The following is a 21826-nucleotide window of genomic DNA, read 5'->3' as shown; positions in this document are numbered from 1 at the left end:
CTATAGCCGCTTTTATGGATGATGAATATCCAAAAGCAAAGGCCGGGGAAACCCGGCCTTTGTATTACTCTTCGCGGTTTTTTCAGTTCGTCGCGTTATAGGCGGTGATTGCCGCCATATTGACGATGTCGGAATCCTTCGCGCCGATGGTGACGATCTGCGCTGGCTTGTCGAGGCCGACGAGCAATGGGCCGATGATCGTCGCACCACCCAATTCCTGCAGCATGTCGGCGGCAATTGAGGCTGAATGATTGTCCGGCGTGACGATCACATTGGCCGGGCCCGACAGGCGGATGAAAGGATACTGTTCCATCAGCTTCGGGTTTAAAGCCACATCGGCACTCATTTCGCCGTCAAATTCGAAATCGACATGACGCGTCGCCAGAATGCGGACGGCCTCCTGAATGCGCGCGGAACGTTCACCGCCCATATGGCCGAAAGTCGAGAAAGCGGTCAGTGCGACACGCGGCACATAACCCATGCGGCGCGCCATACCTGCAGCTTCAACCGCAATATCGGCAAGCTCGGCTGCGGTCGGCATTTCGTGTACGGCGGTATCGGCGATGAACACCGTGCGTCCGCGACAAAGCGCGATGGAAACACCGACCATCCGGTGGCCGGGCTTGGAATCGATCACACGGCGCACGTCGTCCAGACCCGTCGCATAATTTCGGGTCACGCCCGTCACCATGCCATCGGCATCGCCAAGCGCCACCATGCAGGCCGCAAAATGATTGCGGTCATTGTTGATGAGACGGTGGCAATCGCGTGTCAGATAGCCTTTGCGCTGCAGTTTCTCGTAGAGATAGTCGGCATAGGCGGCATTGCGGCTCGACAGGCGTGCATTGATGATTTCGATGCCCGGACGGTCGAGATCGAGACCGGCAGCCTTCGCCGTATCCTTTACCCGTTCCTCGCGGCCGACCAGAATAGCGGTGCCGAGACCCTGATTGACGTAGGAAACGGCGGCACGCATCACCTGTTCTTCTTCGCCTTCGGCAAAGACGATGCGCTTCGGCTGACGGCGGACACGTTCATAGATGCCGCGCAAGGTGGAAGCGATCGGATCGCGACGCGCCGACAATTCGCGCTTGTAACCTTCGATGTCGGCAATGGCGCGTCCGGCAACGCCGGTTTCCATCGCTGCCTTGGCGACCGCAGCCGAGACGGACGCAAGCAGGCGCGGATCGAACGGCACCGGAATGATATAGTTCGGACCAAAACGCGGACGACTGCCCTGATAGGCGGCAACTACATCGTCCGGCACATCCTCACGGGCAAGCTCGGCCAGCGCATTGACGGCAGCGATCTTCATCGCGTCGTTGATGGTGGTTGCACGAACGTCGAGTGCGCCACGGAAGATGTAGGGGAAGCCAAGGACATTGTTGACCTGGTTCGGATAGTCCGAGCGACCGGTGGCAACGATGGCGTCATCACGGATGCGCGCCACTTCTTCAGGCGTGACTTCCGGGTCGGGATTGGCCATGGCGAAGATGATCGGGTTCGGCGCCATGGAACGGACCATGTCTTCGGTGAACGCGCCTTTGGCCGAAAGACCGAACACGACATCCGCACCGTTCATGGCATCTGTGAGGGACCGCTTGTCGGTCTTCACGGCATGTGCGGATTTCCACTGGTTCATGCCCTCTTCACGACCCTGATAGACGACGCCCTTGGTGTCGCACAGGATGACGTTTTCCGAGGCAAACCCCATCGCTTTGATGAGTTCGATACAGGCAATACCCGCCGAACCCGCGCCATTGCAGACGAGCTTCGTCGTCTTCATGTCGCGACCGGTCAGATGCAGCGCATTGATGAGGCCGGCAGCGGCGATGATAGCCGTTCCGTGCTGGTCGTCGTGGAAAACCGGAATGTCCATCAATTCGCGCAGGCGCTGCTCGATAATGAAGCAGTCGGGCGCTTTGATATCTTCCAGATTGATGCCGCCAAACGATGGTCCGAGATAGCGTACCGCATTGATGAAGGCATCGATGTCGGTCGTATCGACTTCTAGATCGATGGAATCGACATCGGCAAAGCGCTTGAACAGCACGGCCTTGCCTTCCATCACCGGCTTGGATGCGAGCGCACCAAGGTTGCCGAGGCCGAGAATGGCGGTGCCGTTCGAGATGACGGCGACCAGATTGCCCTTGGCTGTATAGTCATAGGCGCGGGCGGCGTCTTCGGCGATTGCCTTTACCGGCACGGCAACGCCCGGAGAATAGGCGAGCGACAGATCGCGCTGCGTGGTCATGGGCTTGGTGGGGTTGATCTCCAGCTTGCCCGGGCGGCCCTGCGCGTGAAAGTCTAGCGCTTCCTTCTCACTGGCTGTGGGTGCGCGTTCTGATGTGTTGCCCTTCGGCGTCGAGGCTGGCATGTTCCCTCCGGTTTCATCTGCGGGAGAACCTCGATAGCGCCAGTCACGCATCGTGTAAACAGTGCTTCGAGGAATAGATATTCATCCAAAAACGATGGAATACGAAATTTTATAACTTTAGCCTCCTCGGCTAAGCAATAAATGAAGGTTTTTAAATGGAAACGACGGCTAACGAACATAGCTCGGAAGCGGAAGAAAACACCGCCGAGGCAGCGCCCGTTCGCCTGACGCCCATGATGGAACAATATATTGAGATCAAGGCGGCGAATGTCGATTCGCTGCTCTTCTATCGCATGGGCGATTTTTACGAACTGTTCTTCGATGATGCAGTGGAGGCCTCTGCGGCTTTGGGCATCACGCTCACAAAGCGCGGCAAGCATCTGGGCGAGGATATCCCCATGTGTGGTGTGCCTGTCCATGCTGCCGACGATTATCTGCAGAAGCTGATCACCAAGGGCTATCGCGTCGCGGTCTGCGAACAGGTGGAAGATCCGGCAGAGGCGAAGAAGCGTGGCTCTAAATCGGTGGTGAAGCGCGATGTGATCCGTCTCGTCACACCGGGCACGCTGACCGAGGAAAAATTGCTGGACCCATCCGAAGCCAATTTCCTGATGGCGATGGGGCGTACGCGCGGCGACGGTGCGCTGGCGCTCGCCTGGATCGATATTTCTACCGGAACGTTCCGCGTGGCGGAAACCACATCGGACCGGCTTTTCGCCGATGTGATGCGGGTGGACCCGCGTGAACTGGTCGTGGCTGACAGCGCCTTCCATGATGAGGAACTGCGTCCGGTCTTCGATCTGGTCGGCAAGGCGGTAACGCCGCAACCGGCGACCCTCTTTGACAGCGCGGCTGCGGATGCGCGAATCCAGCGCTATTTCAACGTCGCGACATTGGATGGTTTTGGCCAGTTCAGCCGTCCTGAACTTTCAGCCATTTCCGGGGCAATCGCCTACATCGAAAAGACGCAGATTTCCGAGCGTCCGCCCTTGATGCGGCCCGAACGCGAGCATGAGGGCGGCACACTTTTCATCGACCCGGCCACACGCGCCAGTCTTGAACTTGCCCGCACTATGTCTGGCAATCGCGACGGCAGTTTGCTGAAGGCGGTTGATCGCACGGTGACGGGTGGTGGCGCGCGGCTTCTCGCCGAACGCTTGACCGCACCGCTGACCAATCCGAAGGAAATCGCGCTGCGGCTCGATTCCGTTTCCTGGTTCCTGAGCGAACAGTCGCTTTGCGAAGCCATGCGTGCTGAACTGAAGGGCGTGCCAGATATGCCGCGCGGACTCTCGCGTCTTGCCGTTGGGCGCGGTGGGCCGCGCGATCTGGATAGCCTTGCCCGAGGCTTCGAAGCTGCGCATGTCATTGCGGGCCTGCTGGAAAGCGCGTTGCTGCCCGATGAACTGGCGCATGCCCGTGATGCCGTCAGTGCCATGCCTGCCATCTTCACGGCTCATCTCGACCGGGCCTTGGCCGAAGAATTGCCGCTTTTGAAGCGTGACGGCGGTTTTGTGCGCGCGGGCTATAATTCCGAACTCGACGAGATGCGGGCCTTGCGCGACCAGTCACGCCGGGTGATCGCCGGTCTGCAGGCCAACTATATCGAAGAGACCGGTATCAAATCGCTGAAGATCAAGCATAACAATGTGCTTGGCTATTTTATCGAGGTGTCCGCCAACAATGCCGGGGCAATGACGGATACGGATGAAGCCAAGAGCCGTTTCATCCATCGCCAGACCATGGCCAATGCCATGCGCTTTACCACCACCGAACTGGCGGAACTTGAAAGCAAGATCGCCAATGCCGCCGACCGCGCATTGTCCATCGAGCTTGCCGTGTTCGAGGAACTGACGGCGGAGGCCGTGTCCCATGCTGACAGTATTCGTGCCGCCGCATCGGCACTGGCGGTTTTCGACGTCTCGGCATCGCTTGCCGTACTGGCGGAAGAGCAGGGATATTGCCGTCCGCAGGTCGATGACAGCCTGTCATTCAACATTGTAGCCGGTCGTCATCCGGTCGTCGAGCAGGCCTTGCGGCGTCAGGCAGCCAATCCGTTCGTCGCCAATGATTGCGATCTCTCGCCGCAAGCAGACGGCGGAAATGGTGCCATCTGGCTTCTGACCGGCCCGAACATGGGCGGTAAGTCGACCTTCCTGCGTCAGAATGCGCTGATTGCGATCATGGCGCAGATGGGCTCATTCGTGCCTGCGGGTTCTGCGCAGATCGGTGTTGTGGACCGGCTGTTCAGCCGTGTCGGTGCTTCCGACGATCTGGCGCGGGGGCGCTCGACCTTCATGGTCGAAATGGTGGAAACGGCGGCGATCCTCAATCAGGCGGGCGAGCGTTCACTGGTAATCCTTGATGAAATCGGGCGCGGTACAGCGACGTTCGACGGACTGTCCATTGCCTGGGCGGCGGTCGAATATCTGCATGAGAAGAACCGTTGCCGTGCACTGTTTGCCACGCATTTCCATGAAATGACGGCGCTTTCAGAAAAGCTCGCGCGGCTTTCCAATGTCACCATGCGGGTCAAGGAATGGGACAACGATGTCGTCTTCCTGCATGAAGTGGCCAAGGGTGCCGCCGACCGGTCCTATGGTGTGCAGGTGGCGCGTTTGGCGGGGTTGCCGGAAGCGGTCGTCAATCGTGCGCGCGATGTGTTGCACCAGCTTGAAGCGGGCGAAACCTCCGGCAAGGCAGACAAGCTGATCGATGATCTGCCCCTCTTCTCCGTCGTCTTGCAGCAGGAAAAGCCGAAGCCGCAGGTTCAGGCGAAAGATAGTGAACTGGCCAAGGTTGTCTCCGCAATCAGTCCGGATGAACTGACCCCACGGGAAGCGCTGGACCTGATCTACAAGTTGAAGGAACTGGCTGGCAGGGCGTGAAACTAAAAAGGCGAAACAGATGTTTCGCCTTTTTGCTTACACAAAACGGTTCGCTTCCGCGCCGTAATAAGTGATGTAGCGGCTGGAAATCCGCTCGATGGGCAGAATGATGAAGACATCGGTCGTGCCGAATGCTTCGTCAATCACCGCGCCATCCCCGATCATCGCGCCAAGACGCAGATATCCCTTTACCAGAGGCGGCATCGAGAACAAGGCAACCTTGTTGTTGATGGCTTCTTTCGGCATCAGGTCCATGGCCTGATAACGATTGGGCAGGGCGCGAACGTCCCAGTCATCGGTGGCCCGGCAATTGTGATGGAGGAACGATAGGCCGAGCGCATGAGCTGCAGGCACAGCACCGTGGAACGACGCGCAGCCGAACATCACATCGATGGAATGGCGGCGGCAATAGGCCCAGGCACCTTGCCAAAGAAGCTCCACAGTGCGCTTGGAGCGGTATTCCGCCTTCACGCAGGAGCGTCCCAGTTCAAGCAGGCGGAGGTTCGGGCGCGAAAGGGCCAGACGCTGCACATCATATTCGTCGGCAGAATAGAAGCCGAGCGCCTTTTCCGCCTGATCGCTGCGCATCAGACGATAGGTGCCGACAATCTGCTGGTGCTCCGGCACGGGCAGGGCGGTGTCGTAAACGAGCAGATGATCGCAAATAGCGTCGAAGCGGTCGGCGTCGCGAAGTTCCACTGCTTCGATGCTTTCCCGGCGCGCGCCCATTTCGTCAAAGAAGACGCGGAAACGCAGTTCCTGCGCGGCCTCGATGGCCTCGCGTGAGTTTGCAAGCCGTACTTCCAGCGATCCGATGCGCCCCAGAACGATGGGGTCGCCGTTGGACGCGAACAGCGCCTGTTGTGCTTCTAAGCCTGACATGACCGTATCATCAATGATTTGCTGGTCCATTCCAAGCAGTACTGTCATGATGATGGCTCCTGATTTGTCTATTCACGTATTCCTGAACGGCTTTCCCACTGATATTTCAGCGAGAGCTAACTAATTCCAATCCTCGTTCAGTCGATTGCGCGGACAAGGTGTCCAGTTCGACCGAAGCAGTACAGATTCAGTGCTACGCGACGATGACAGAAGCATGTCACCAATGTGTCAATTCGGATGACTGGACCTTATCCTCTTCAAAAAGCTTTTAATTTTAAGAGATCAAATTATGCGAAAGGCAGAAACTGTTCAACCCGGTGGGTTAACGGGCAGCCCGTTCGCGCCGCCAGCCGAGGAATTCTTCCAGAATAATCAGACCGGCGCCGATGGTGATGAAAGTGTCGGCGAGGTTGAACACGGCGAATGACCAGGTCGGCAGGTGGAACAGAATATAGTCCACGACGTAACCGTGCATCACGCGGTCGATAAGATTACCGATGGCGCCGCCGACGACGAGTGCAAAGCCGTAGCGCGCAAAGATGCGGTCCGGCGCGTTGGTCCACCACAGATAAAGCACAAACAAAATAACTGCCGCGGTAATCGCGACCAGTCCCCAGTCATGCAGCCATGCCAGCATGGAAAAGGCGATGCCTTCATTGTGCGTGCGGAACAGCGCGAGGAACGGAAGCAAGTCGATCTGCTGGCCGTAGCCCATCCGTGTTTCCACCAGATGTTTGACGCCCTGGTCGATCAGTACGGCAAGAATGACGACGAAAAGTGAGGACCAGACCGCGTGTCGCTTCATCCGGAAGTCCTTTCATCGAGCGTGAGGGCGTCGCGACGAATTTCGTAGAGCATGACCCCGGTGGCAATTGCGAGATTGAGAGAATCTGCACGACCGGCCTGCGGAATGCGCGCGAGCTTGTCGCAAGTGTCGGCAAGGCTATCAGGAAGGCCCTGCTGTTCGTTGCCCATCATTAGCACAACCGGTTTGTTGGCATAGGGAATGGTGCGATAGTCGACGGCACCTTTCAGATGGGTGCCGACGACAAGGCCGGAAAAGCCTTTGCGCCAGTTGAGGAAATCGGCTTCCGTCACTTTGTAGAGCGGCATGGAAAAGACCGAGCCCATCGTGGCGCGCACGGTTTCCAGCGAATAGGGATCGGTGGTGTCGCCGATCAGAATGACGCCCTTGGCGCCGACCGCATCGGCGGTGCGGATGACTGTGCCCAGATTACCGGGGTCGCGCACGCGGTCCAGCGCAATATAGACGTCATTGTTCTTCGGCTTGAGGCTTACAAGAGGGCGATATTGCTGTTCGAAAACGCCGACAACCATCTGCGGATTGTCGCGGCGGGTGATGGCAGCCATGATCTTTTCGGTCACTTCCAGCACAAGTCCGCCCTTGGCGAAGGTACGGGCGGCAACCTGCTCGACCAGTTTGTTGCCTTTGCCGGATTTGGCGAAAACCAGCGTCTTGATGCGCCAATCCTGTTCCAGCGCATCGATAACCAGCTTCAGCCCTTCGGCCAGAAATACGCCCTGCTGGTCGCGGAATTTTTTCAGCGCCAGCGAGCGAAGGTCTTTCACGATCGGGTTGGTGAGGCTGGTGACTTCCTTCACCTGACCCACTTTGGAATATTCGGCACGAGAGCCGCCTTTGGAAAAATCGTCGTCACGGCTCATTTTGCTACCCAGCGGCTGAACATGGATGTGGAAAGCGCCCGCCCGCCCGTCTGATCGTTGGAACGTTCGCGCAGAATAAGTTCGCCCGATTCGACCGTGCCGCCAAGGCCGGTGAAACGGTCGCGCATCAGCTCGTGAATGGCGAAGAAAGAGGCGCGGATCGAATAGGCAGTCAGGATGACGGCCAGTGGTTTTGGCGTCAGGATGGACCGACATGTATCGACCATTGCGGGCAGATGCTCGAACAACTGCCAGACTTCACCGCTCGGGCCACGCCCATAGGCAGGTGGATCGAGCAGGATAATGTCGTAGAAGCTGCCGCGCCTCTCCTCGCGCTGCACGAATTTCATCGCGTCTTCGCAGATCCAGCGGATTGGCTTATCGGAAAGCCCGGCCATTTCCTGATTTTCACGCGCCCAGAGAATAGCTTTCTTGGATGCGTCTACATGGGTCACTTCCGCGCCTGCCCGTGCCGCTACCAATGAGGCGAGGCCCGTATAGCCGAACAGATTGAGCACCTTCACGCCGCGCCCGGACTTTACACCTTCCCGGACAAGCCCATCCATATACGACCAGTGTGCGGCCTGCTCGGGAAACACGCCGACATGGCGAAATGACGTGAACCGGCCATGAAAGGAAACGCCGTCGTGCTGCATCGGCCAGGTTTCGCCGAGCGGCTCTTTTGGAAACGCCCAGCGCCCCATGCCTTCCTCGTCGGTGTTGCCGGTGAAGACGGCATCGGCCTGACCCCACTCTTTCTGTGGCAGGCTTGGCAACCAGATTGCCTGACCTTCGGGGCGGACAATCCGATAGGGGCCATATTGCTCAAGCTTCAACCCGTTGCCGCTATCGAGAAGCGCATAATCGGGGGAGGGCTCCGTTTCGAGAATGAGCGGTAGTCTTTCTCCCGGACGTGCACCGGCATAGGGCTTGATTTCGCGAAGCGGAGCGGCAGGCTTGTCGTCTACGGGCTTGGGTGCAGCCTTGGCGAATTGGGGACGCGGCTTTTTGAAAGACGAGCCCTTATTGTCAGACTTGCCATCAAATCGGCCTTCAAATTTGTTTTCTGAACGCGGCGCATCATGTCTTGCGCGCTCGAAACCGCGGTCCTGTTTGCCGCCCGACGGCTTTTTGCCTTTTCCCTTTGGCGCTTTCACCCGAAACTCCAATCATCATGATTGGGGTCTAGGTAGGATAAACAAGGCCAGCGCGAAAGGGGAAAACGACGTTCAAGCGCTCACAAAGGGTATTTCGGCCATGAAAACCCGGAAGTTTTGCTCCCGGGGTTTGAGAATAGCAGGCGTTTCAGGAGTTCACGACCGATATATTACGCTTTTCGGCGGCGGTGCTCCGTTCAAGCAGGCGCGCGGCTTCCTGTTTATACATCCGCTCCTTGCGGCGATGCTTGCCCTGCGTGAGCCAGGTCACCAGGGAACCGATGACAACACCGAGAAGAAGTGCACCAAACAGCCATAGGAACAGTGGTGCATTATAGGACAGGGCGGGATTGCCCGGGTTGAATGGATCGATCGTGAACTGCACCGATGCGCGATTGGCAACCGACAACGCAATCAGAACCACTGCAAGCGGCACGAGAACGATGATGGCGATGATGCGTTTTGCCGCCATGGTGTCTATCAGACTGCACCGTTGAGACGGTCGCGCAGTTCCTTGCCGGTCTTGAAGAAGGGAACCCACTTTTCTTCTACGTCCACGGTTTCGCCGGTGCGCGGATTGCGGCCGCTGCGGGCAGGGCGGTTCTTCACCGAAAAGGCGCCGAAGCCGCGCAACTCAACGCGATTGCCATCCGCAAGGGCGTTTGTGATCTCGTCGAATACCGCGCCCACGATGTTTTCAACATCGCGCTGAAAGAGATGCGGATTACGGCTGGCGATAATCTGAACGAGTTCCGATTTGATCACGGCTTTAAACCCCTGTTCTTCTGTTTGTTTCATCCGGTATCTACCGGATATTGTGTAAGTTTGCCCGGCTGGCGTCAATTCGCTTCAGGCGTACCGTCAACGTGCCAAACCGAGAGAAGTCCGTCAAGAAAGATGCGTTCCTTGGCAATCTCCTTCAACATGCCGTCTGCTTCCTGTGGCACACCGATAAGGCGGGCGCCAGCATGAATGATGAGATCGCGGAGCGAGAAACCCGTGTCACTGCTGACAGGCTTCCACTCAAGACGCGGCAGATCCTTGGAGAGCCCCTTGCTTGCGAGCCAGGCAACGGCCTCTTCTTCACCACCCAACCCGTCGATCAGCTTCTTGTCCAGTGCCTGTCGTCCCGTAAACACTGCCCCATTGGCCAGCGCCAGCGCCTGTTCATGCGTAAACGAACGGCGCTTTTCGACAATATCCACGAACCATGCATAGGAATCCATGATCATATTGCGGATCATGCCCTTGGCCTCTTCGCTGGCCGGGCTGAAATAATTGGGTTCCGCCTTGAGTGGCGACGATTTGATGGTTTCGACCTTCACACCGATCGTATCGAGAAGCTTCGAGACGTCGGGATATTGAAACAGAACTCCGATTGAACCGACAATGGATGTCTGTCGCGCCACGATATGGTCGGACGCGCTGGCGATCATGTAACCTGCCGAAGCGGCAAGTGTTCCTACCTGCGTGACGACGGGCTTTTTCGCGGCAATCTTGCGCACGGCCTCAAAAATGGCTTCACCGCCCACTGTTGTTCCGCCGGGCGAATCGAGAACCAGAATCACACCCTTGACGGCGTCGTCCTTGGCGATCTTGTCGAGGCGCTTCAGCAATTCCTCGTTCTCGAAGATCGTGCCTTCAATGCGAACCTTGGCGATATGCGGCTGGTTGAAATTGGTGCCACGCAAGGACCATGAAGCGAAGACGGCGATCAAAGCTGCTATCAAAAGCAGGAAGGCTCCACGCCAGATTGTCAGTTTTCTGCGCAGTTTCCGACGTTCGATGATTGCTTCGGCGTCCTGAGCCATTCCCGTCCATCCGTTCGTTCAAATAGCGCAGCTTGCGCCTGACTAGTCACCTTTTGCCTCGAATGAAGGCATGCGGCAAGTCTCTTCGATAAGCCGGTCTGGCTAAGATAGTACTCGAAATACCTATTGTAATGAAACAGCGTCGCATTCTTCTCGTCGTCATCAGACATAGCGCGTGAGCGCGCCGGAACTGTATTACGTTCTGCTGTAATTCGGGGTTGTTTTGTGGTATCAAAGAGTTGATTAGCATTCTACTTAATTTAGTGGAGTGCAAATTGGGCTGAATTATCAAAGGCATAAACCGTTCCTGCTCCTTATCTGCGAGGCGGGTGCGGTGTTTTGCGCGGTATAAAGCTATTGAGCGGCCGACTATTTCACCCCAAATAAACCTTATTGAAATGAAAAAGCGCGACACAGACGCGCTTATTGCCGAATTCTATGAAAGCCGTTGAGGAATCGAACGCAAGATGACTGCCGACACCACACATAGTCATGCGCCGCAGAACGCGACCGCTCCGGGTCGCGGCGCAGGTGGCATGCGTTTTGGTGCGTCGGAGAAAGCCGAGTCGCTTTTCCATGCTGCGCAGCGTCATTCCGTTCGCGTCCGGGTGTTGAAAACTGCGCTTCCGGTAGCAGCGATTATCGTTGGTGCTGTGTTTTCATGGTACACGTTTCTTGCAACGCCGAATACGCCTGTAAAGGTGGAAGTGAATAATGGTGGCGAAAGCGGCAAGCTCGTCATGACCAGCCCGCATCTCAACGGTTATACCAAGGATAATCGTCCCTATTCGATGACTGCGGCGAAGGCGACGCAGGACGCGAAGAACAGCGGCGCGATTGCGCTTGAAGGCATTTCGGCCGAGCTGCCTGTTGGTGAAAAGGGCACGGCCAAAGTCGAGGCAACATCCGGCATTTACGATAATGCCAATGGACGTTTGCAACTTGATAAGGACTTTATTGTTACAACAGATGACGGTTTACGTGCGGTGTTGCGTTCTGCGGACGTAAACCTCAAGAGCGGGCAGATCACGACCGACAAGCCCGTCGATATCCGTAGCGGCAGCACGCATATTCTGGCCGACAGCATGCAGGTCAAGGACAACGGCAAGGTTCTCATTTTCGAGAACAAGGTTCGAATGACTGTTGACGGCAGCGTTGTTTCGCCCAACAAGGCTCCCTGAGAAGGTTGCCTGATTTGAGACAGGGAATCGTTCGGACCGATTGATATCTGTGCGGCGCTTGAGTGCATTCTGAAGTTAATTTTCAGATTGAAATGTGCTCGAAAACAAATTGTTAGAGCGTGATTCTGATGCTGTCAGGGTGCTACAGGCTCTAAACCGCTTTTTTGATCGCATTCTGCGATGCCGAATGTTCCCATTTGGCTGCAAAGTGCTTAATGTTGCGTCTGACCGCATGTTGGCCCAGGGAGGGCCGAATGCTTCGGGGAGCTGAAGATATATGGAACGCGAGACGGGCAAGATGAACAAGGGTACGATGGCCCGCACTTTGCGGATGGGATTTGCAGTTCTGGCGCTTGGGCTTGTCGCGGCTCCGACGGCCTCTTTGGCGCAGGAAGGTGCGGCCGTGAACGGCTTGAAGCTTTCCAACAGCAAGGCGCCGGTCAAGATCGACGCTGACAAGCTGGAAATGCGCGACAAGGAAGGTATTGCCGTATTTACCGGCAATGTTGCCGTTTCGCAGGGCGATGCCTTGCTGAAGGCCGGGCAGATGACCGTTTATTACAATAAAGCCAAGAAAGACGGCGAGGCGCAAGCCCCGGAACCGGCAAGTGCTGGCGTCGGAGGCCTTGATTCATCGAGTATCGATCACATCGACATCTCCGGAAAAGTTTATCTCAAATCTGGCACGCAGGTCGCAACTGGCGATACCGGTCGTTATGATGCGAAAAACCAGGTGATGGTTCTTCAGGGACAGAAAGTGGTCCTGACCGATGGCGACAATGTCGTGACCGGTTGCAAGCTGACGGCACATCTCGATACTGGCCGCGCCAATGTCGAAAGCTGCAAGGGCCAGACCAAGGGTCGCGTGTCGATCATCATGGCTCCGAAAGATCAACAGCAGGGCGGTGCTGCGCCCAAGCAGAACTGACCGGAGCAGGCGTGGGATTGTTCTGGAACAAGAAGGCTGACGGGCCGCAAGACGCATCGCAAAATGTCAACGCACCATCCGATGTCGCGGGCGCGATGCCCGGCCAGCCGGGTAAGTCGACGCGTCTCAAGGGTACGCTGGTGGCGCGGGGTCTCTGCAAGAGCTATCGCGGCCGGCAGGTTGTCAATGGCGTGTCGTTCGGTGTACGTGCGGGCGAGGCCGTCGGTATTCTAGGGCCGAACGGCGCAGGCAAGACCACTTGTTTCTATATGGTGACGGGTCTGGTCCCGGCTGATGCCGGTTCCATCGAGATCGACGGTTTCGATGTCACGTCGATGCCGATGTATCGTCGTTCCCGCCTGGGCATCGGTTATCTGCCGCAGGAAGCCTCTATTTTCCGTGGCCTTTCGGTGGAAAACAACATCAAGGCCGTGTTGGAAGTGGTAGAAAAGGATCGTTCCAAGCGCGCTTCCGAACTGGATGCGCTGTTGGAAGAGTTTCACATCGCTCATCTGCGCAAGGCGCCTGCCATTTCTCTTTCAGGCGGCGAGCGTCGTCGTCTCGAAATTGCGCGTGCTCTTGCATCACGCCCAAACTTCATGCTGCTCGATGAGCCTTTTGCCGGCGTCGATCCGATCGCCGTTTCGGATATCCAGCAGCTCGTTCGCCATCTGACCAGCCGCGGTATCGGCGTTCTGATTACTGACCATAATGTGCGTGAAACGCTCGGCCTTATCGACCGCGCCTACATTATTCACGCCGGTCAGGTGCTGACACATGGTCGTCCTGCCGAAATCGTCGCAAATCCAGACGTGCGCAGGCTCTATCTCGGCGATCAATTCACACTTTAATATTCAGGGCATTTTCAGGTCGTTTCGCTTTCCTTCGGAAGTGCCTCACTCTGACTGGGCATCGGTTCGGGCCTGTCAGGTTCTGTGCAGGTTGCAGAAAGTGCAGCTGAATCGCGACTATTTCCCCTTTTGTCCCAAAACCGCACATTCTGAATTGACAAGCAAGGTTCATACCAGTTTTCATTCAAATACGCTTTCAGTCTAAAACGGCTGCGAGCGGGCGGCTTATTCTTCTGTATGGGCTCACAGGTCCCATTTCGATGGAATGCCGTCTGAAGGCAAGTTTGCTGTCAAGGTAGCGTGCGCGTTGACCGTGTGCTCGGCAATGATTGACAGGGTTTTAACCGGGGGAGAATAACGCGTCGCATGGCTCTGTCGCCCAAGCTCGATTTCCGTCAATCGCAATCGCTGGTGATGACACCGCAGCTGATGCAGTCGATCAAGCTGCTGCAGATGACGCATATTGAGCTCGAACAGTTTCTCGATGTTGAAATCGAAAAAAATCCGCTGCTGGATCGAATTGAGGCAGCGAATGATGATTTTTCGAGCGCGGAACCAGTGCGGGAAAGTACCGAAACCGGCAATGACGATCTGGCATCCGACGATATGTCGGACGGCGACTGGTTCAAAACGGATGCTTCGGATGACGCGGAAAATCTCTCATCCACCTTCGACAGTTCGCTTGAAAATATCTTTCCAGACGATCCGGGTCGCTTTGACGAGATCGGCCCCGATCTTGCCGCACAATGGAAATCGTCAATTGGCGACGGATATGTTTCAGGCAGTGGCTATGACATAGATCAAGTCACAGCCAGCCGGGTTTCGCTGAGCGAACATGTGGCAGAACAGATCGCGCTGACGTTTTCCAGAACAACAGACCGCTTCATCGCGACAGCACTTGCCGACGCTCTGGACGAAGGCGGATATCTGCGTATCGATATTGTTGCGCTTGCACAGAATCTGGGCGTTGAAACGGTTGAGATCGAGCGCATTTTGGGAACAATGCAAAGCTTTGATCCGCCTGGCCTTTTTGCTCGTGATCTGCGGGATTGCCTGGCGATACAGTTGCGCCTCAAGGATCGGTTCGATCCGGCGATGGAGGCGCTGGTCGACAATCTCGATCTTCTGGCGCGGCGCGACTTCGCGACGCTCAAGAAGCTGTGCGGCGTCGATCAGGCCGATATTCTCGATATGCTGACCGAAATCCGCATGCTCGATCCAAAGCCTGGTTCATTATTCGAGATTTCTGTGGCGGATGCCATCGTGCCGGATGCACTTGTGACGCCATCACGTGACGGCGGCTGGGCTATCGAGCTGAATGCCGCCGCGATGCCGCGTCTCATCGTCAACAACGAGTACTATGCAGAAGTCAGTGCGTCTGTGAAGGCCGAGGAAAAAGCGTTTTTGTCGGACTGCATGCAGACTGCGAACTGGCTCGTACGCAGCCTTGACCAGCGTGCGCGCACTATCCTCAAGGTCACGCAGGAGATAGTTCGGCAGCAGGACGGATTTTTGCGACAAGGGGTGACCCACTTGAAACCGCTCAATCTGCGTACTGTCGCCGATGCGGTCGGTATGCATGAATCGACCATCAGCCGCGTGACGGCAAACAAGTTCATGGCCACGCCGCGCGGCGTGTTTGAACTGCGCTATTTTTTTACAGCTTCGATTGCTTCATCCGAGGGCGGCGACGCTCATTCGTCGGAGAGTGTACGCCATCGCATCCGCCAGATGATTGATGCTGAAAAGCCCGACGACGTGCTGTCCGATGACGCTATCGTAGATGCATTGAAGAAGGACGGTGTGGATATCGCGCGGAGAACGGTCGCAAAATATCGGGAATCGATGAATATTGCTTCATCGGTTCAGCGCAGGCGTGAAAAGAAGGCAAGATCGTCGGTTTCCTGATTGCGTAGCCAGAACGGTTCCACAAATTGCGCTGTGAAGGGACCGCTTTAAATCACCGATTGTACCTCTTGAGCGTCATTCCCGTATTTGAATAGGGAGGGATGCTCTAAAATTTTGGATCTGTAGCGCTGCTCTTTCAGAAAAACTCGATCTCGATTTGTGGAGAGAGCGGCATTGCAGGACGACCAACTGGCATGAGGACCAATTGACAAGCGCCAATTCACCCAATAGAAGCCCGGCTCGCGCTGCGGCACATGTCTGGCCCCCTTTATTTTAGGGCTTCATGACAAGTCGTCAGCGTGAATTGGCGCGATGTCAGCAGAAAGCGCTTGTATTTCTGCTGTCGAAAATACGCCAAAGCAGAAATTGAAGCATGTCTTTTCAAAATAGTACCGGTTTTGGGATGAAGACATGGGTTGGACGTTTCCGGCGAATGCGTTTTGCGGGCAAAGTCTGATAATATCGCTGTAATTTCTGGAAGAAATTGCGGTTGTTCATATGTTTGAAGGAAGGGCAATGTGACGCTCCGGGGAAGCCGGACCAGAACAATCCTGGCAACGGACCAGCTACTGGGGCGTTACGTAACAGAGCGATGTGCGGCAACCATCCCGAAAAGGGGCTAACGATTGGAGCAGCCACGACTTCGAAGGCTTTTCGGAAGGTGTTTCAACACCTCGCCGGAAAGTGTGCCTGAGAAGCGTGCAGGCGCCGTGAATTTAGTTGGAAAACGCACAGGACGAAAAGCATCTTTGATGCTGGTTCGCTTTGCGCTTCGCTCGCCTTGTGATTAGACTGAGTCCTGTGGTGTAACGCAAATGAGGTGTGCCAAATGACTCTGCGTGTATCTGGAAAGCATATGGACGTCGGTGAAGCTTTCACAACCCGGATCGTTGATCGGGTGAATGAGGCTGTCGGCAAATATTTCGATCATGGCTTTTCCGGACAGGTTACGGTCACCAAGTCCGGTTCGCGTTACAGTGCGGATTGCACCTTGCACCTCGATAGCGGTGCAACCCTGCAAAGCACTGGCGACGCGCAGGATCCGCAGCTGGCTTTTGAAGCAGCGGCGGACAAGATCGAAACCCGCCTTCGCCGCTATAAGCGCCGTCTGAAGTCGCGCCCGGCTACGCAGCCAGATGCGATCTATGATGACGTTGCATATCGTGTTATGGCACCGCTGTCGGAGGAAGAGGAGGATCTTCCGGCAGATTACGCGCCGACAATTGTTGCGGAATCGTCCGTCGCCCTGCGCACCATGTCGGTGGCGTCGGCGGTCGTGGAGCTGGACCTGATTGAAAATCCGGTTCTGGTGTTCCGCAATGCTGGCAATGATGAAGTTAACATCGTCTACCGTCGCGCGGACGGCAATATCGGCTGGGTCGATCCATCGATGGTCACCCGCCAGGCCGCGCCTCGCGCCTGACGGCAAACCTGAAGCGCACGCAGCGGATCGCGATTAGGCGGCCGCGTGCGCTTCCCCAAACCGGGCCGCAAAGGCCTGATTGAAGAAGGAACGGAGAGAATGGATCTTAGTGATCTGATTCAGCCCGGGGCGATTATCCCGGCGCTGAAAGCCAGCTCCAAAAAACAGCTTTTGCAGATTTTGTCTGAGAAGGCTGCGGAACTGACCGGTCTCCCTGAGCGTGAAGTTTTCGAAACAATTCTCCAGCGTGAGCGCCTCGGTTCCACCGGGGTCGGCAATGGCGTTGCCATTCCGCACGGCAAGCTGGCGAATATCAACAAAATAGCCGGAATCTTCGCTCGTCTGGAAACCCCGGTCGATTTCGAGGCGCTGGACGATCAACCCGTCGATCTTGTTTTTCTGCTTCTCGCGCCGGAAAATGCCGGCGCGGATCATCTGAAGGCACTTTCGCGCATCGCCCGTATGCTGCGCGACGCCGATACTGTTGCCAAATTGCGCGGTACACATGACGCGCAGGCACTTTATTCATTCCTGACCGCTCAACCAGCCTCCAACGCTGCCTGAGTTCAAATAGTTTCTCGTAAACAAAACCGCCGTTCATCTCGAACGGCGGTTTTGTTTGTTTGCTTGCAGAAACAATTTGTAGGGAAAACATACTACCCAAGCAGAAGCACATTGCTGCCTGACGATGGCTTGCGGCGATTGCATGCGCTGGAAACTTCCGCACAAAGTACGTGCGGAGTGGCGATACCGGCGATAGCCGGTATCGCATCAAACTTTAGTGCAGCATCACCGTGCGCAGTTCGTGGTCTTGTGCACCCTGTAGCGCGGTGGCGCGAACATCAGAGAGCACAATTGGCTCACCGCTGGCACCAAAGAGCGCCCAGAGTTCCAGGCCCGGCTCGATCGGTGGGAGGGCAGGGAAGCTGCGGGCAAGTTCATCTGAACGGATCTTGCGCACATAGGCAATTTCACCTTCGCCGAGATGGGCGAATTCGTTTTCGGTGAATATATGTCTGTCCATGGTCTTAGCCTCCATTTCGTCGGCATGTCATTTGCGACCATGCCGCATCAGAGCTTCACATTTTCAATATAGCGGCATTGTGCTGAACAAAAACTGAACAAGTTCAGTCTTTCACCGCTATGTTGATTCGTTTAACCAGCCGTTCGGGTTCCGGACGGTCGAGATCAATGGCCAGAAGACCATTTTTCAGATCGCAACCGAGAACCCTCATACCGTCCGCCAGAACGAAAACGCGCTGGAACTGTCGGGCAGCTATGCCTCGATGCAGAAACTCGCGTTCGGTATCGTCGGTCTGGCGTCCACGGATGACGAGCTGATTGTCTTCCGTCATGACTTCGAGGTCGTCGCTGGAAAAGCCGGCCACCGCCAAAGTGATGCGCAGGCGTTCGGAACCCGTCTCGCCGCGCAGGCGTTCAATGTTGTAGGGCGGATAACCGTCGCCGGATTTAGCGATCCGTTCCAGCGTCTTTTCCATCGTATCGAATCCGAGCAGCAAAGGGCTCGAAAACGGAGTCATTCTTGTCATTGCATCAGTCCTTGATGAGAAGCGACCGTTATGAAGAGAACCCTTACGGCGTATCTCCTCGCTCACTGATATGGCTTGTGAAAAGCCTGACTTCAAGGGCCAATCCGGATTCGTTCGTTTCAAGGTAAAACGAAATTCAGGCGCGATATACCCGGAAAGATTAGGAGTGTTGCTATCGGCGCGCTTCTGAAAGCGCTGCACCGAAAGCGGTTGCAAAACTTTCGCGATCGTCCGGGGAGAGGAAGTTTCCGATCACGACACTCGCTTCACGGCTTTCGACGCTCATGCCGGTAATTCCGATATCCGGCTTTCGCGCGACCTTGAACCGTGTCCAGAATGGATTGAAACGATGTACAGTCATCTTGCCAGACGCTGCATATTTGCGAATATGCAGGGCAGAGCGGGACACGGAGATTTCCTCGCGTGCGCGGGCGGCACGGTAATTCCAGCGAAAAGCGAGATAGATCAGCAGAACATCGAGGCCGAAAAATCCAAAGATCGGCCACGCACCGATGGACCAGAAAAGAATGCCGACAAACATCCAGCAGCCGATCAGGGCTCCCATCAGGATGGTGAAGCCCGTCCGCCCCAGCGAACGATAGGGAGTGAGCAGGGCTTCGAAAATGGGTTTGTCGAACCGGTCAGGTTCTGCGCCGTCTGGATGATGCATGGCATTCAGGTCATCTGGCAGATTGTCGGGCCATTTTGAGTGGGCTGCGTCAAGCTGCTGATTGTTTTGTCGATAGAGAAACCATTATAGAGGCGGAATGGAAAAGGCCAAAATCAAATCGCCTGTGAACGCTTCTTCCGCCGCCCGCCCTCAACGTCGGGTGCGTGGTACGCTTTATACGGCAGACGAAATTCATGAGATATTTCGCCGGTTTTCCATTCAGAGACCGGAGCCGAAGGGCGAGTTGGAGCATGTGAATGCTTTCACGCTTCTTGTCGCGGTCGTTTTATCGGCACAGGCCACCGATGCTGGGGTCAACAAGGCGACGCGCGGGCTCTTCGCAATTGCCGATACGCCGCAGAAAATGCTGGCGCTCGGCGAAGAGAAAGTCGGCGACCACATTCGCACCATCGGTCTTTGGCGTAATAAAGCAAAGAATGTCATTCTTCTGTCCGAAGCCTTGATCCGCGATTCTGGCGGAGAAGTACCGGGGGACCGGGACGAACTGGTGAAGCTGCCAGGCGTTGGCCGCAAGACCGCCAATGTGGTGCTGAACATGGCTTTCGGCCAGCCGACTATGGCGGTGGACACGCATATTCTGCGCATTGGCAACCGGATTGGTCTTGCGCCCGGCAAAACGCCGGAGGCTGTGGAAGCCATCCTTGTCCGGGTCATTCCGGCGGAATACATGCTTCATGCGCATCACTGGCTCATCCTGCATGGGCGTTATGTGTGCAAGGCGCGCAAGCCGGAATGCGAGAAATGCGTGATTGCCGATATCTGCAAGTATCCGGCGAAAACCTGCGATATCCCCGCGCCGCTTATCCCCTTGCCGCCGCAGGCGTGAGCGCGGCCTCCCGCCGCGAGATGGCTTTGTGCAGATGGACCATCATTGTGGCCGCAAAAAGCGGGGTCAAAAGATTGACGATGGGGATCGCCATGAAGCCTGCAATCAGCAACCCGGCCAGAAAGACTGTCACGCCATAATGCGACCTTAGTGCCTTCGCCTCGGCCTCGGATCGGTAGCGCATGGCTGCAAACTCGAAAAACTCCCGCCCAAGCAGATAGGCATTGATGACGAAGAAGGCGATCAGATTGACGCCTGGTATAAACAGCATGAGTAAGGCGACGATATTGCCGAGGATGACGATACCGAGAAATTTCAACGAAACGACGACGGAGCGGGCAATCGGCAAGGACGTGCCTGGAGGGTCGCCCGGATAATCCTCTCGCTCGACCACTTCGGCCACGTCGTCGAGAAAGAGGCCCGCCACTAACGCTGTGACAGGTGCAATCATCAATGCGAGCACAAGCGCCAGACCAATGCCTGCGATTATAGCAGCGACGATACCAAGCCAGCCCGCCCATTCCGGCATGCCAGGCAGAATTTGCTCCATCCACGGCCAGGCAAAAGTAAAAAAGATTTGACGGACTGCGGCCCAAAGGCCGACGAGCAGCAACAGCGTCAACCCTATTGTCTTCCAGAAAACTGCGCGCAACTCCGGTGTGGTCAGGCGCTTCAGGGCTTTCAAGGCAGCATCCAAGATCATTTTCGATCCAATTCCGACTGTTGATGAGGATGGAAATAGTTATGCCTTCACCCTTGCGCAAGCCGCGCTACCCACAATGCGGGAGATATGCAGGGTAGCCAGAGAGGGCGGCGAGATACGTGCCATCGCCATCTCTAGGATATGAATCTATGGAGGTTATACAATAATTCTTGTTCCCAATATTCTGACATATAATACTGACTGATATATGTAATATATCAGTCAGAAAAATACTTAATACTCCATCTTGTCTGGTGGTTATGATGAAATAAGCGAATTTACAATTTATGATGTCGTATAATTGACAAGATTTCCATTATAAAATTATTTTAATGCTTGTATTAAGTTAATAAGTTTAAATGATAAATTAAATTGTTTATATTATTAGTTTTATATTTAAGAAATATCTATTTAATAGTTATTAAATTTAATATTGCCAAATATATATAAGAAGGAATTTAAAAAATGCGTTCGATTAATTTGTTGGCATGTCTCGCTTTGTCAGCTTGTTCCAGTATTTCTGATGGCAAGATTGCGCTAGGTTTTAAAGGCAGCGAGTTATGGATTGCCTCTGCACCACCCGCCGACGTAGTGGCCTATTTTGATGGGCGTCGGAGCTATGAACTCTGTGACATGTGGGCTCGACACCCGAACGAGCGCCGAGTTCGGCGCGAAATTGCTAACGCGCTTGTGAGGCGTGGGGAGCCTGAAAATAAGTGCTACAACCCGTCCGCTGACGCAATAGAACGTACTCGGCAAACGGTCGTTCCGCTACTGATCCATCAAAACAGCCGCCGTGCCAATAAATAACCATCGGCCGGTATCTGCGGGATGGTAGATTTTGGGTTTTGCATAAGCCGGGTTCTGTTTCTCAACAGGTAAATGGACCACTGCGGAGTTACTCTCCCCACAGATGTTCGATACTCTCAGAGAGAAAATCCGGCACAGCCCCCTAACGGGTTGC

Annotated in this window: 20 protein-coding genes; 8 read left to right on the top strand and 12 right to left on the bottom strand. The window is 55.6% G+C overall.

All coding sequences use genetic code 11. The features are described from left to right. Nucleotides 1-82: 82 nt before the first annotated feature. Complete coding sequence (locus tag MKS82_RS09255) at nucleotides 83-2377, bottom strand: NADP-dependent malic enzyme (protein WP_109985883.1); 2295 nt, start codon at nucleotides 2375-2377, stop codon at nucleotides 83-85. A gap of 155 nt (nucleotides 2378-2532) precedes the next feature. On the opposite strand from MKS82_RS09255, the gene mutS reads away from it, so the two are divergent. Further along, entirely contained in the window at nucleotides 2533-5265 is a 2733-nt protein-coding gene (gene mutS, locus MKS82_RS09250) for a DNA mismatch repair protein MutS (protein WP_109985884.1), read from the top strand. A gap of 36 nt (nucleotides 5266-5301) precedes the next feature. Here the strand turns inward: mutS and MKS82_RS09245 are convergent, their stop codons facing one another. The 7 genes from MKS82_RS09245 to sppA form a co-directional block, all read right to left on the bottom strand. Continuing rightward, nucleotides 5302-6195 (bottom strand): GNAT family N-acetyltransferase, encoded by an 894-nt coding sequence (locus tag MKS82_RS09245; RefSeq protein ID WP_167394094.1) that lies wholly within the window; start codon nucleotides 6193-6195, stop codon nucleotides 5302-5304. Nucleotides 6196-6469: 274 nt separating this feature from the next. Then, nucleotides 6470-6952 carry a signal peptidase II gene (gene lspA / locus MKS82_RS09240; RefSeq protein ID WP_109985885.1) on the bottom strand — a complete coding sequence of 161 codons (483 nt, stop codon included), beginning with the start codon at nucleotides 6950-6952 and terminating at the stop codon, nucleotides 6470-6472. Beyond that, nucleotides 6949-7833: a TrmH family RNA methyltransferase gene (locus MKS82_RS09235; RefSeq protein ID WP_109985886.1), complete on the bottom strand. Its 885-nt coding sequence runs from the start codon at nucleotides 7831-7833 to the stop codon at nucleotides 6949-6951. The genes lspA and MKS82_RS09235 overlap by 4 nt, the downstream gene beginning before the upstream one ends. Beyond that, nucleotides 7830-8990 (bottom strand): class I SAM-dependent rRNA methyltransferase, encoded by a 1161-nt coding sequence (locus tag MKS82_RS09230; protein WP_109985887.1) that lies wholly within the window; start codon nucleotides 8988-8990, stop codon nucleotides 7830-7832. Before MKS82_RS09230 ends, MKS82_RS09235 begins: the two co-directional genes overlap by 4 nt. Nucleotides 8991-9138: 148 nt before the next feature. Further along, complete coding sequence (locus tag MKS82_RS09225; RefSeq protein ID WP_061344836.1) at nucleotides 9139-9462, bottom strand: lipopolysaccharide assembly protein LapA domain-containing protein; 324 nt, start codon at nucleotides 9460-9462, stop codon at nucleotides 9139-9141. Between the two features lie 8 nt (nucleotides 9463-9470). Beyond that, entirely contained in the window at nucleotides 9471-9755 is a 285-nt protein-coding gene (locus MKS82_RS09220) for an integration host factor subunit beta (protein ID WP_061344837.1), read from the bottom strand. 74 nt (nucleotides 9756-9829) lie between these two features. Further along, nucleotides 9830-10801 (bottom strand): signal peptide peptidase SppA, encoded by a 972-nt coding sequence (gene sppA, locus MKS82_RS09215; protein WP_109985888.1) that lies wholly within the window; start codon nucleotides 10799-10801, stop codon nucleotides 9830-9832. A gap of 467 nt (nucleotides 10802-11268) precedes the next feature. Between sppA and lptC the strand changes: the two genes are divergently transcribed. The 6 genes from lptC (at nucleotide 11269) to ptsN (ending at nucleotide 17656) form a co-directional block, all read left to right on the top strand. Next, complete coding sequence (gene lptC / locus MKS82_RS09210) at nucleotides 11269-11982, top strand: LPS export ABC transporter periplasmic protein LptC (protein ID WP_109985889.1); 714 nt, start codon at nucleotides 11269-11271, stop codon at nucleotides 11980-11982. Between the two features lie 277 nt (nucleotides 11983-12259). Continuing rightward, nucleotides 12260-12910, top strand: coding sequence for an LptA/OstA family protein (locus MKS82_RS09205; protein WP_109985890.1), 651 nt, complete (start codon nucleotides 12260-12262; stop codon nucleotides 12908-12910). Nucleotides 12911-12921: 11 nt separating this feature from the next. Continuing rightward, nucleotides 12922-13761 (top strand): LPS export ABC transporter ATP-binding protein, encoded by an 840-nt coding sequence (lptB, locus tag MKS82_RS09200; protein WP_010658003.1) that lies wholly within the window; start codon nucleotides 12922-12924, stop codon nucleotides 13759-13761. 366 nt (nucleotides 13762-14127) lie between these two features. Further along, nucleotides 14128-15669, top strand: a complete 1542-nt coding sequence (rpoN, locus tag MKS82_RS09195; RefSeq protein WP_109985891.1) for an RNA polymerase factor sigma-54 — start codon at nucleotides 14128-14130, stop codon at nucleotides 15667-15669. 829 nt (nucleotides 15670-16498) lie between these two features. Beyond that, nucleotides 16499-17092, top strand: coding sequence for a ribosome hibernation-promoting factor, HPF/YfiA family (gene hpf / locus MKS82_RS09190; protein ID WP_105540902.1), 594 nt, complete (start codon nucleotides 16499-16501; stop codon nucleotides 17090-17092). A gap of 99 nt (nucleotides 17093-17191) precedes the next feature. Further along, on the top strand, nucleotides 17192-17656 hold the full coding sequence (gene ptsN, locus MKS82_RS09185) for a PTS IIA-like nitrogen regulatory protein PtsN (RefSeq protein ID WP_006465889.1): 465 nt from the start codon (nucleotides 17192-17194) through the stop codon (nucleotides 17654-17656). Between the two features lie 214 nt (nucleotides 17657-17870). On the opposite strand, the gene MKS82_RS09180 is transcribed toward ptsN, so the two are convergent. The 3 genes from MKS82_RS09180 to MKS82_RS09170 all read right to left on the bottom strand — a co-directional run bounded on the left by MKS82_RS09180 (nucleotide 17871) and on the right by MKS82_RS09170 (nucleotide 19312). Continuing rightward, a complete protein-coding gene (locus MKS82_RS09180; RefSeq protein WP_109985892.1) occupies nucleotides 17871-18116 on the bottom strand; it encodes a BQ00720 family protein in 246 nt (81 codons plus the stop codon). Nucleotides 18117-18219: 103 nt separating this feature from the next. Then, on the bottom strand, nucleotides 18220-18642 hold the full coding sequence (locus tag MKS82_RS09175) for an Hsp20 family protein (protein WP_104757083.1): 423 nt from the start codon (nucleotides 18640-18642) through the stop codon (nucleotides 18220-18222). Nucleotides 18643-18814: 172 nt separating this feature from the next. Further along, complete coding sequence (locus MKS82_RS09170; protein WP_109985893.1) at nucleotides 18815-19312, bottom strand: DUF2244 domain-containing protein; 498 nt, start codon at nucleotides 19310-19312, stop codon at nucleotides 18815-18817. A 97-nt stretch (nucleotides 19313-19409) separates the two neighbouring features. Here MKS82_RS09170 and nth point away from each other — a divergent pair, with 97 nt between their 5' ends. After that, the gene (gene nth / locus MKS82_RS09165) at nucleotides 19410-20159 is read left to right on the top strand and encodes an endonuclease III (RefSeq protein WP_109985894.1); all 750 of its coding nucleotides are present in this window, start codon (nucleotides 19410-19412) and stop codon (nucleotides 20157-20159) included. On the opposite strand, the gene MKS82_RS09160 is transcribed toward nth, so the two are convergent. Further along, the gene (locus MKS82_RS09160; RefSeq protein WP_109985895.1) at nucleotides 20134-20862 is read right to left on the bottom strand and encodes a sulfate transporter family protein; all 729 of its coding nucleotides are present in this window, start codon (nucleotides 20860-20862) and stop codon (nucleotides 20134-20136) included. The two genes, nth and MKS82_RS09160, sit on opposite strands and share 26 nt — an antisense overlap. Nucleotides 20863-21826: the final 964 nt, after the last annotated feature.

This window comes from Ochrobactrum sp. A-1, assembly GCF_022488005.1.
In the GTDB taxonomy this organism is placed as follows: domain Bacteria; phylum Pseudomonadota; class Alphaproteobacteria; order Rhizobiales; family Rhizobiaceae; genus Brucella.
The sequence above is the reverse complement of the archived record's forward strand: the minus strand, read 5'-3'. Positions and strand labels throughout refer to the sequence as shown.

Bases quoted from the DNA above. Each gene is read 5' to 3' on its own strand.
- MKS82_RS09255 (WP_109985883.1), bottom strand. From the start codon at position 2,377: ATGCCAGCCTCGACGCCGAAGGGCAACACATCAGAACGCGCACCCACA.
- mutS (WP_109985884.1), top strand. From the start codon at position 2,533: ATGGAAACGACGGCTAACGAACATAGCTCGGAAGCGGAAGAAAACACC.
- MKS82_RS09245 (WP_167394094.1), bottom strand. From the start codon at position 6,195: ATGACAGTACTGCTTGGAATGGACCAGCAAATCATTGATGATACGGTC.
- lspA (WP_109985885.1), bottom strand. From the start codon at position 6,952: ATGAAGCGACACGCGGTCTGGTCCTCACTTTTCGTCGTCATTCTTGCC.
- MKS82_RS09235 (WP_109985886.1), bottom strand. From the start codon at position 7,833: ATGAGCCGTGACGACGATTTTTCCAAAGGCGGCTCTCGTGCCGAATAT.
- MKS82_RS09225 (WP_061344836.1), bottom strand. From the start codon at position 9,462: ATGGCGGCAAAACGCATCATCGCCATCATCGTTCTCGTGCCGCTTGCA.
- sppA (WP_109985888.1), bottom strand. From the start codon at position 10,801: ATGGCTCAGGACGCCGAAGCAATCATCGAACGTCGGAAACTGCGCAGA.
- lptC (WP_109985889.1), top strand. From the start codon at position 11,269: ATGACTGCCGACACCACACATAGTCATGCGCCGCAGAACGCGACCGCT.
- MKS82_RS09205 (WP_109985890.1), top strand. From the start codon at position 12,260: ATGGAACGCGAGACGGGCAAGATGAACAAGGGTACGATGGCCCGCACT.
- rpoN (WP_109985891.1), top strand. From the start codon at position 14,128: ATGGCTCTGTCGCCCAAGCTCGATTTCCGTCAATCGCAATCGCTGGTG.
- hpf (WP_105540902.1), top strand. From the start codon at position 16,499: ATGACTCTGCGTGTATCTGGAAAGCATATGGACGTCGGTGAAGCTTTC.
- ptsN (WP_006465889.1), top strand. From the start codon at position 17,192: ATGGATCTTAGTGATCTGATTCAGCCCGGGGCGATTATCCCGGCGCTG.
- MKS82_RS09180 (WP_109985892.1), bottom strand. From the start codon at position 18,116: ATGGACAGACATATATTCACCGAAAACGAATTCGCCCATCTCGGCGAA.
- MKS82_RS09175 (WP_104757083.1), bottom strand. From the start codon at position 18,642: ATGACAAGAATGACTCCGTTTTCGAGCCCTTTGCTGCTCGGATTCGAT.
- MKS82_RS09170 (WP_109985893.1), bottom strand. From the start codon at position 19,312: ATGCATCATCCAGACGGCGCAGAACCTGACCGGTTCGACAAACCCATT.
- nth (WP_109985894.1), top strand. From the start codon at position 19,410: ATGGAAAAGGCCAAAATCAAATCGCCTGTGAACGCTTCTTCCGCCGCC.
- MKS82_RS09160 (WP_109985895.1), bottom strand. From the start codon at position 20,862: ATGATCTTGGATGCTGCCTTGAAAGCCCTGAAGCGCCTGACCACACCG.